This is a genomic window from Methylobacterium sp. CCH5-D2 (assembly GCF_001556475.1).
GTDB classification, from domain to species: Bacteria; Pseudomonadota; Alphaproteobacteria; order Rhizobiales; family Beijerinckiaceae; genus Methylobacterium; species Methylobacterium hispanicum.
This window is the reverse complement of record NZ_LSIX01000041.1, coordinates 1-310: the sequence shown is the minus strand read 5'-3', so window position 1 is coordinate 310 and position 310 is coordinate 1. Positions and strand designations below refer to the sequence as shown.

At 71.0% G+C, this 310-nt stretch carries 1 pseudogene; it reads left to right on the top strand.

The annotated features are described in order from the left end of the window. Window positions 1-149 precede the first annotated feature (149 nt). Window positions 150-310: pseudogene (locus AX737_RS35260) on the top strand (phosphoglycerate dehydrogenase); the annotation flags it as partial.

The following is a 310-nucleotide window of genomic DNA, read 5'->3' as shown; positions in this document are numbered from 1 at the left end:
GGGCAAGGCTCGGACGCGTCCGGCGCACCGATGCGCGGGGCAGGCTCGCGTCGCCGATGTTGCGTTGCGAAGGCCCCGCACCTATCGGTGCGACCGGATTCCCCGATCGCTGCCGGCCGAACAGGGCCGAGCCGCCGCGAGACGCCCAGATGACCGCCGACCAGCTCTCCGAGAAGCTCTCCCTGCCCAAGGACCGGATCCGCGTCCTGCTGTTGGAGGGGATCAACGACAGCGCGGTCGCGCTGATGCAGGCGTCGGGCTACACGAACCTGGTGCGTCTGCCGAAGGCGCTCGACCGCGAGGCGCTGCA